The sequence below is a fragment of the Stenotrophomonas sp. P5_B8 genome, from assembly GCF_054049855.1.
In genome coordinates, this window is sequence record NZ_JBFULO010000150.1 from 1 (window position 1) to 8,445 (window position 8,445).

11 protein-coding genes are annotated in these 8,445 nt (G+C 65.7%); 10 read left to right on the forward strand and 1 reads right to left on the reverse strand.

Features of this window, described 5'->3' with window-relative positions:
- Positions 1-1,028 (reverse strand): TonB-dependent receptor (locus tag ACXJKH_RS10200; protein WP_457319347.1); only part of this gene is annotated, 1,028 nt, incomplete at its 3' end.
- 371 nt (positions 1,029-1,399) lie between these two features.
- On the opposite strand from ACXJKH_RS10200, the gene ACXJKH_RS10205 reads away from it, so the two are divergent.
- The 10 genes from ACXJKH_RS10205 (at position 1,400) to ACXJKH_RS10250 (ending at position 8,342) form a co-directional block, all read left to right on the forward strand.
- On the forward strand, positions 1,400-2,449 hold the full coding sequence (locus ACXJKH_RS10205; protein WP_457319352.1) for a LacI family DNA-binding transcriptional regulator: 1,050 nt from the start codon (positions 1,400-1,402) through the stop codon (positions 2,447-2,449).
- Between the two features lie 384 nt (positions 2,450-2,833).
- On the forward strand, positions 2,834-4,513 hold the full coding sequence (locus ACXJKH_RS10210) for a hypothetical protein (RefSeq protein WP_457319348.1): 1,680 nt from the start codon (positions 2,834-2,836) through the stop codon (positions 4,511-4,513).
- A 73-nt stretch (positions 4,514-4,586) separates the two neighbouring features.
- Positions 4,587-5,537, forward strand: a complete 951-nt coding sequence (locus ACXJKH_RS10215; protein ID WP_457319349.1) for an NUDIX domain-containing protein — start codon at positions 4,587-4,589, stop codon at positions 5,535-5,537.
- Between the two features lie 291 nt (positions 5,538-5,828).
- Entirely contained in the window at positions 5,829-6,119 is a 291-nt protein-coding gene (locus ACXJKH_RS10220) for a RebB family R body protein (protein WP_457319350.1), read from the forward strand.
- A gap of 44 nt (positions 6,120-6,163) precedes the next feature.
- Positions 6,164-6,433 (forward strand): RebB family R body protein, encoded by a 270-nt coding sequence (locus tag ACXJKH_RS10225; RefSeq protein WP_256774348.1) that lies wholly within the window; start codon positions 6,164-6,166, stop codon positions 6,431-6,433.
- A gap of 26 nt (positions 6,434-6,459) precedes the next feature.
- Positions 6,460-6,726: a RebB family R body protein gene (locus ACXJKH_RS10230; protein ID WP_256774349.1), complete on the forward strand. Its 267-nt coding sequence runs from the start codon at positions 6,460-6,462 to the stop codon at positions 6,724-6,726.
- A 61-nt stretch (positions 6,727-6,787) separates the two neighbouring features.
- The gene (locus ACXJKH_RS10235) at positions 6,788-7,060 is read left to right on the forward strand and encodes a RebB family R body protein (RefSeq protein WP_005416651.1); all 273 of its coding nucleotides are present in this window, start codon (positions 6,788-6,790) and stop codon (positions 7,058-7,060) included.
- Between the two features lie 70 nt (positions 7,061-7,130).
- Entirely contained in the window at positions 7,131-7,367 is a 237-nt protein-coding gene (locus ACXJKH_RS10240) for a RebB family R body protein (RefSeq protein WP_256774350.1), read from the forward strand.
- A complete protein-coding gene (locus ACXJKH_RS10245; protein ID WP_457319351.1) occupies positions 7,364-7,948 on the forward strand; it encodes a RebB family R body protein in 585 nt (194 codons plus the stop codon). Before ACXJKH_RS10240 ends, ACXJKH_RS10245 begins: the two co-directional genes overlap by 4 nt.
- A gap of 46 nt (positions 7,949-7,994) precedes the next feature.
- Positions 7,995-8,342, forward strand: a complete 348-nt coding sequence (locus ACXJKH_RS10250) for a hypothetical protein (RefSeq protein ID WP_256774352.1) — start codon at positions 7,995-7,997, stop codon at positions 8,340-8,342.
- Positions 8,343-8,445: the final 103 nt, after the last annotated feature.

Here is an 8,445-nt window from a genome sequence, read left to right on the forward strand (position 1 = left end):
CACATGCCCTGTTCGCCACGATTCTCGGTGATCTCGTTGGTCGAATAGGTGTAGTCCAGGGTCAGGGTCACCGCGTCGGTCGGCGCGAACTGCAGCACCGCCTGGCCATTGATGCGCTCACGTTCGAACTCGGAGAACGCATAGCGCAGGTCGTTGGGACGTCCGTACAGCGCACCGATCGCCGGCGCGTTGACCACGGTCGGGTTGCCGGGCATCGTGCCGGTCCACGGTTGCACGTTCCAGTAGTTGTCGGTGGCCTGCACCGAGCCACCCTTGCGTTTCTGGTAGCTTGCGCTCACCCCGACACCGAAGGTCTTCTCCGGGTTGCTGTAGCTGAAGATGCCGGACAGTTCCGGTGTCAGATCGTTGCCGAACGGCTGACTCTCGTCGGAGACGACCTTTGCACCGGCACTGGCCACGGTGCCCGCGTGGTCGAACGGCCGTGCGGTGAGGATGTTGATGGTGGCACCGATACCCCCGCTGGGGACATTGGCCTGGCTGGTCTTGTAGACCTCGATGCCATTGATGGCTTCAGCGGCCAACTGGGCGAAGTTGAAGGCACGCGTACCCCCATCGACACCGCCGATGGCGACCTGTCCGGAGGCACCGAACGCATCCGCGCCGGGCATCTGGCGGCCGTTGAGCGTCACCATGTTGAACTGGGGGCCAAAGCCGCGTGCCGTGACCTGCGCACCTTCACCATCACGGCGTTCGATGGAGATGCCGGTGATGCGTTGCAGCGATTCGGCCAGGTTGGTATCGGGGAACTTGCCGATATCCTCGGCGCTGATCGCATCCACTACGCCGGCCGAGTCCCGTTTGATGTCCATCGCCTGGCTGAGGCTGTTGCGGATGCCAGTGACCTGCACGGCATCCAGCTCGGTCGGGTTGGGCTGGGCCTGGCGTTGGGGTTGGACGACCGGTGCCGGCGTTGACGCGTCTTGTGCGAATGCGGGATTGATGACCAGAACGCCGCCTACAAACGTAAACATGGCCCTGGAGGTGAACTTCGCCAGCGTCCGGCTCATGAACGAGCCCTCCGGTCTGGCGTACGACGGAACGTAGAAGCGCTCATGACTCTCCCCTCTGACATACGATCGAATGGATGTACCGCCCCTCCTGGGGGCACGTACGGGCGATGCCCGTCTTCCACACCGACATCGCAGCGCGCTGTGCGCTTGCTGCGACTCAAACTCGCTTTCAGGCTTGCCAGAACAGCCGCGTGGTAAAGGGGGGGGCACCCGCTGGCCTTACACCGGCTCAGTGGTAGCGCTACCATCACGTCACGGGCGCAGACTAATCATCCAGGGTTGCGCTTGTCATCATGCAGCGCAGCAAAGGAACCCATTTCTTGAAAAGCAGCCATAAAGTGGTCCGCCGCAAGGCCAGCGCCATCACCATGGATGACGTCGCGGCGCATGCCGGCGTATCTGCCATGACCGTTTCCCGCGTCATCCACGGCCATGCAGGCGTGCGCGAAGACAACCGCGCGCGCGTCATGCGAAGCGTGCGCGACCTGGACTACCGGCCCAACCTGGCCGCAAGCGCGCTGGCCGCGGCGCAACACACCTGCATTGCGCTGATCTACACCAATCCCAGCTCCAGCTACCTGCGCGAACTGCTGGTGGGCGCGCTGCGTGGCTCCACCCGTGCAGCGGCGCAGCTGGTGATCGCCGCGTGGGACGAGCTCGGTGCCAAGGCACGTCGCGAGGCGGCAAGGCGGCTCTCCGGCAGCGTGGCGGGTGTGATTCTTCCGCCACCGCTGTGTGAATCGAAGGCCATCGTCGACGAATTCGTCACCKCCGGCGTTGCCGTGGTGTCCATCGCGTCCAGCCACTTCAGCGACAGGATCTCCTGCGTGCGCATCGATGACCGCCAGGCAAGCCACGACATGGTGTCGCATCTGATCGCCCACGGACATACCCGCATCGGCTACATCACGGGCGATCCGAACCAGACCGCCAGTGCCCATCGCTGGCAGGGCTACCGGGATGCGCTGTCCGACGCCGGCCTCCACTACGACGACGCACTCGTCCAGCCAGGGTACTTCACCTACCGCTCCGGACTGGAGGCAGCCGACCGGTTGTTGACCCTGTCCCAGCCGCCCAGCGCGATCTTCGCCAGCAACGATGACATGGCCTCGGCGGTTGTTTCAGTGGCGCATCGTCGCGGCCTGGAGGTGCCGGGTGATCTTTCGGTGGTGGGGTTCGACGACACCTTCGCGTCGACAATGGTGTGGCCCGAACTCACCACCATCCATCAACCGGTAGCAGAGATGGCCGACACCGCCATCGACATCCTGCTCCGCGAGATCCGCCGCCCACCCTCCCCCGCAGGCGGCACCGTCAACCATGTGCTGGCGCACCGGCTGATCACGCGCGCGTCCGTATCGAGGCCATTGGGAAGTAAATTCGCACTCCCTCAGTACCTTTCCCAGCCTCAACGGTAGCGCCACGCGCCTCATGTAGATGGCCTCATTTGCTGGGATGTCTTCGCCACGCGCCTGCAGGACGGCGCGCCTCTGATGGCGCACGGTTGATCCACTTCGTCATCATCGCATCGCCGCCGTCCTGGCGCCGCCGCAGCCTCTCGGCCCGGCGCAAAGCAACCGCGACCGCCTCGGAACGGACGCCGGCCAGCAGCCAAGGCCAGCACCGCCTGCCCGCCAGCCGCACCATTCGCGGCCCCGATATCGTCAATTCCACCGCATTCGGGCCTATCGGCGCATCGCCGCCGCATTACCCGTCGTTTGCGCCGATTCCTGCCGCCGCATCGTTCCTAGCATGCCCTGAAGCTGACCGTCCCAGGTCAAGCGCCAACACAGGGTGTCCGCATGCTGACCATCACTCCCGACGACATCATCGGATGGACCGTCCGTATCGACCCGCCGGTCGCGGATCTGGTCATGAACAATATCCAGGTCGGCGCCGGCGGCGAGGCGCTGCCTTGGAACACCTACGGACTGGAGATCGAGTTCAGCACGCACGACAGTGCGATATTCGCCTTCACTCACGTGGTGGCCGCAACGCTGCAGCCTGGCGACGCGCAGCYGTGGCGGACCGATGCAGACCCGCTCGCCCTCGGCAACGATCTGCGCAAGGTGGATCTCGCAGAGCCCGGCCCTTGGCGGATCGAGTCCGATTCGGATCACACCTTCGAGCTGGTCAGCCCTCCCCTGCGCTTTGACACCCTCCGGAACGCCTACCGGTTCAAGGCCGAACTGGCCAAGATCCTGACCGAGTCGGTGGCCGTTCGAGCACCGCAGGACGACGGCGACATGGAGGAGGACGACGCCATTGTCGCCACCACGTTCGCTGACTGGCAGCAACGCTTCACCCCCCAGCTGCGCGGGCTTCTCATCCGGGCGGTGCGTGATGGGCACCTGCGCCTTACACCCCGTGCCGACGATGGCGTGCCGCTGGCACCGGCCACCTGCACCTGTGCAGCGTGGGGCGACGTCGGCAATGCCATCAACGTCTACAACGTTGATGACGGCATCAACATTCCTGCCGCCCGTTACCGCCATCAGCTGCGGCAGCACGACTGGGGCGGCTACACACCTGCCGTCATCCTCGCCAAGTACAGCAAGTTCTGGTCCAGCGGCTTCTCCTCGCAGATGAATCTGCCGATGACCTTGTGCGGCTACTTCCTTTACATGCTGCGCAAGACCTGCATGCCCGACTACGACGCGCTGTTCGACGGCAACGATGAGACCCGGCGACTGCGAGGCGAGCGCCACAACCGCAAGCTGGGCCTTTGGTACTGGCGACACGTGCTGCTGCGTGCCTGCTGCAGTTACATCCTCAACGTGCGCGGCCTGGACCGAGCCCATGCGCTGGATGCCGATCAGTTGCCCAAGTGCGCCCTGCTCCACGTGGTGGCCAGCAAGGTCCTGACCGGTGCCATGGCGTGCCTGAGCGAGCCGTTGCAGCTGCAGATGCAACGCGAGGCCTGGAATGCCAGTTCCACCCAGGCCATCGACGCCGATCAGGGCGAGACGTTGAGCGGCCACGCGCGCGACTGGGCGCCCTACCACAGCGCGCTTAAAGACCTCACCGGGCTCTGGTTGAAGGCGTCGTTGATGGACGTGTTGCAGACCCAGGACATGGCGCTCTACCGGTGGGCAGTACTGAACCTGCCGACCGTATTGCGCGAACGTTGGATATGGGACTACGCGCTGGAAGACTGGACGATTCTGGAGCGGCTGGAGCCGCTTCGCAAAAATCTCGAGTGGAACGATCTGGACTTTTTCAATCGCCACAGCAAGCGCGCCGAATTGTGCAACCGCGTGCAGCAGGTGGCCGAAGCACTCGCAAACCATCTGGACGGCCTGAACCCGAACGGCCGGGTGCTTGATCCGCTGCCGCCCCGCAACCAACGGCGCTTCCTCGAACGCGACGGCGTACCGCCGTGGGAAGCCCGTTACGACACGATGTATGACCCCATCACCACCGACGCCGACGGCAACGCGCTGCAGTCGGCCCGTTACCTGGTTGAACACCGCAACAACTGAATGCGCCATGCCCATGCAGCCCGCCGGGTGGTCCGGCGGAGCGCCCATGCTGCCCACCCCGAGGAGAGTCGTGATGACACAAGCCTACGCTGCGGTACGTTCCGGAACGCAATGGTTGATCGCGCGCAAACGCGTCACCAATAGCTGGTGGAGCAGCATTGCCACGCCAGCATTGGTGGTGGAAGCTGCCGCCCTGCTGGCCGCTGCACTCACCTCGCCTGCCCGGGCGGACCTGACCGCCCAGGCGGGCACGCTACTGGTCGATGCCGCTGCCGCAGCGCAATCGGCCTGGGGCAGCACGCCGGCCGCCGCCACCACGCTCAATGCGGTCAGGGATGCCTCGGCACAGGTCGCGACGGCCGCCGGCGCCGACACGGTTCAAGCGCTGCAGGTTGCGCTTCCATCCGTGCTGACGGCGGCGGACCGGGCCTCCAGGACAGCCGGATTCGCTGCCGCGACGCCGCTCGGGACCCCGCCGATCAGCGTTTGGCCCGACGCCGGGCTGGTCGGGCGCATCGCGGCGGCACAGCTGGCGCTGGAAACCTGGATTTCCCAGCGCCCGGAAACGCTCGTCAACCAGGCCGGGCAATGGGCACTGCCGGGCGGGCGCATGGGACTGGGCGAGGCGGCCGAGCCGGCTGCCCGCCGCGAGTTCGCCGAGGAGACGGGCACCCCACTCGGCCCGGAATTTGCAAGGTTCGCACTCGTCGAATTCGGGCCGCGGCCAGGCAGGGTCTCATTCGTGCTGGTCTGCTTCGACGCCCCCCTTGAAGTGGACGCTGGCACCCTGGCGACCCTCAACGCCAACCTGGCCGGACGCCCTGCCATGATGGGCAGGCCCACCGCGACCAGCGTGGCGGACTGGGAACTGGATCGACTGCAGTTGGTCGAGCAGGCCGACATCTGCAACGTCCTGGGGGTCCAGCAGAGCGTCGTCCTGCCGCAGGTCCCGCAAGCAGGGTCGCAGTCCATCGACTGGTATGCCGCGATCGCGCGTTACATCGCGGGGCTTCCCGTTCCCTGAGCCCAGCATCGCCATACCTCCCGCAGCGGGGCTGCCCCGGGTTTTCCACCCCGGCGCAGCCCCGCTGCGTTTCAGGTCCCGCGCCTCTTGCGGGGCGCCCTGCACCCACCCGCGTTTTCCCCGTGTTGCGGCGCCCTCTTTCACGCCAGATCCGCCGTATTCTTCGTCGATTCCACCAATCCACGCCGCCGCGATGTTTCTACTCTGCATACACGGTGACGCACAGACACTTCGGCGCAATGCACCGTGACACTGGACCCCAGGCAGTTCCATCTTTCATAGGAGCAGAACATGGCATTTCCAACCGCGGTAAACGACCAGATCACCGATTCGGTTACCCAGGTCAATACCAAGGTGCTGGGCGACGCGCCCGCCATCGCGGTGGGCAACCTCTACCAGGCCACCTCGCAGGCGTTGGCCAACGCCGCCCACAACGCTACCAACGCCCAGCAACAGTCGTATGTGACCGCGCAGTCGGCCACCACCATGGGCGTGGCCACGCTGTACTCGATCGATACCGCCAGCACCGCTGTGGCTACCAAGGAAATCTTCAGCACCCGCGTGCGCGGGCTCGGTTCCTGATCCGGTTTGATTGCTGTTGATCCGCCACCCTCAAGGAGCACGACATGGCATTCCCGACGTCCGTCAACGACCAGATCACCGATTCGGTCACCCAGGCCAACACCAAAGTGCTCGGCGATGCGCCGGCCATCGCAATGGGCAACCTCTACCAGGCTACCGCGCAGGCGCTGGCCAACGCCGCCCACAACGCCACCAACGCGCAGCAGCAGTCCTACGTGACGGCGCAGGCAGCCACCACGATGGGCGTGGCCACCCTGTATTCGATCGACACGGCCACCACCGGCGTGGCCACCAAACAGATCCTCGGCGCTTGACGCGCCGCCGGGCAAGGAGCTGACCCATGGCATTTCCAACCGCTGTGAATGACCAGGTCACCGACTCGGTCACCCAGGCCAACCTCCAGGTGCTGGGGGTTGCCCCTGCCACGGCCATGGGCAGCCTCTACCAGGCCACGGCGCAGGCACTGGCCAACGCCGCCCACAACGCAACCCTCGCCCAGCAGCAGATGTATGTCACGGCGCAGGCCGCGACCACGATGGGCGTTTCACTGCTCTATGCAGTCGATACCGGCGCCACCGGCGCCGCCACCCGGAAGACGTTCGGCTGATCGCAGTGATGGCCGCCAGTCTCCGTTTCCGTAGCTTCGTCCACCCCAAGGAGTCTTCACCATGGCATTCCCTACCGCCGTCAACAGCCAGATCACCGACTCGGTGTCGCAGGTCAACACCAAGGTTCTTGGTGATGCACCGGCCATCGCAATGGGCAACCTGTTCGTGGCCACCAGCCAGGCGTTGTCCAACGCCGCGCACAACGCGACCAACAACCAACAGCAGTCCTACGTGACCATGCAGGCCTCGACCACCCAGGGGGTGTCGACCTTGTATGCGATCGACACCGCCTCCAACGGCGTGGCCACCCGCGAAATCCTGGGTCTGCGCTGACGTGTCGGTCCGGCGTGACGCCCACCGCGGCGCCCCGAGCCTGGGTGGCGTCACGTCGGACCTCTGATCCATGGCCGCCTCGCCCGCCATTGCCTACCTGCTGGAAGCCACCAGCGCGGAGTCGGCCCTGGCGATCGCGTTGGCGCCTTCATTCGCGATGTCGGCCACCTATCTTGCGATGGCCGACTCACTCGGCCTGGCGATGCAGAACGCCGTGGCYAACCAGCAGCGCGGCCAGGTCACGGCAGGCGCGAGCCTCGCCCAGGTGCTGGCCCTGATCATCCAGAAGGGAGCGGTTCCATCATGATCAACGACAACACGGTCAACACCCAGATGGTCGACAGCGTCAGCACGCTGGCAGCCCTGACCACCGGCCAGGCCGCTTCGCAGGCGTTTGGCATGCTGGATGTAGTGATGCTTGAGACGCTGGGTACGGCCATGCACAACGCGGTCAACCGCCAGCAGGGCGGCGGCATGGTCAGCGCCGCGGCGGTCACGGCCACGTGTGCGAAAATGATCAACGCCCCGTTCCCCGCGCCGCCTCCCCCGCCGCCGCCGCCACCGCCGACGCCGCCCAATGTCCTCCCGCTTCCCGGCCCGCAGCCCACGCCGCCTTCGCCGGCGGCGGTGATTGCGGCAGCCACCAATGAAGGAATGACCGCCATCGGCATCCTGCAGGCACAGACCCATGGTGCCAGCGCCGATGCAGCGACCGCCGCTGCCAACCTGCATACACTCGAAGTGCTTGCAGCAGGTACGTCGGCGTCCGCGCCCGGTCCCGTGCCCGACCCTGCGCCCGGTCCGGACCCGGCCGTGGGTCCCGCCCCGGATTCCGCGCCTGCCCCCTCCCGCCACGCCGATCCAGGCGACGCGGATGCCCGCCCCTGAACACCGGTAACAGCGCACCCCTGCGCATGTCCTTGGAGGAGTTCTTATGGACCCGAGCAACGTCAACGCCCAGGTCATCGACGTCATCAACCAGGTGCAGACCGCCACCATGAGCCCCCAGGTGGTGCTCACCAGCGGCGCGGGCAAGGCCTACCAGTCGGTGGCCCAGTCGGCGGCGATCGCCGTGCAGGACGCCGCCGATGCGCTGCGCAACGTCTCCACCATCGCCACCACCGCGGCGGGCGTGGCCATGGCCCAGTACCTGGCCACGGGCGACGAAAAATATGCAAAAGTGCTCAATCAGGCGCAATCGATGATGCAGGGGGCGACGGAGGATTTCAATCGCGTCGGTACCGCCGCCGCATCCGTACTCAAAGGATTTCCGGCCGGTTGAGGCCCCCAAGGAGAACCGCAGATGAGTCTTTTCGTTGCTGGTCGTTCCATTCCCCACCTCGGCCTGCTCAGCAGTATGTGCCGGCAGGTGCTGACCCTTGTCG

What these genes read in the sequence shown, in the direction of transcription:
- ACXJKH_RS10215 (WP_457319349.1), top strand. Translation starts at nt 4,587, where the DNA reads ATGACACAAGCCTACGCTGCGGTACGTTCCGGAACGCAATGGTTGATC.
- ACXJKH_RS10220 (WP_457319350.1), top strand. Translation starts at nt 5,829, where the DNA reads ATGGCATTTCCAACCGCGGTAAACGACCAGATCACCGATTCGGTTACC.
- ACXJKH_RS10225 (WP_256774348.1), top strand. Translation starts at nt 6,164, where the DNA reads ATGGCATTCCCGACGTCCGTCAACGACCAGATCACCGATTCGGTCACC.
- ACXJKH_RS10230 (WP_256774349.1), top strand. Translation starts at nt 6,460, where the DNA reads ATGGCATTTCCAACCGCTGTGAATGACCAGGTCACCGACTCGGTCACC.
- ACXJKH_RS10235 (WP_005416651.1), top strand. Translation starts at nt 6,788, where the DNA reads ATGGCATTCCCTACCGCCGTCAACAGCCAGATCACCGACTCGGTGTCG.
- ACXJKH_RS10245 (WP_457319351.1), top strand. Translation starts at nt 7,364, where the DNA reads ATGATCAACGACAACACGGTCAACACCCAGATGGTCGACAGCGTCAGC.
- ACXJKH_RS10250 (WP_256774352.1), top strand. Translation starts at nt 7,995, where the DNA reads ATGGACCCGAGCAACGTCAACGCCCAGGTCATCGACGTCATCAACCAG.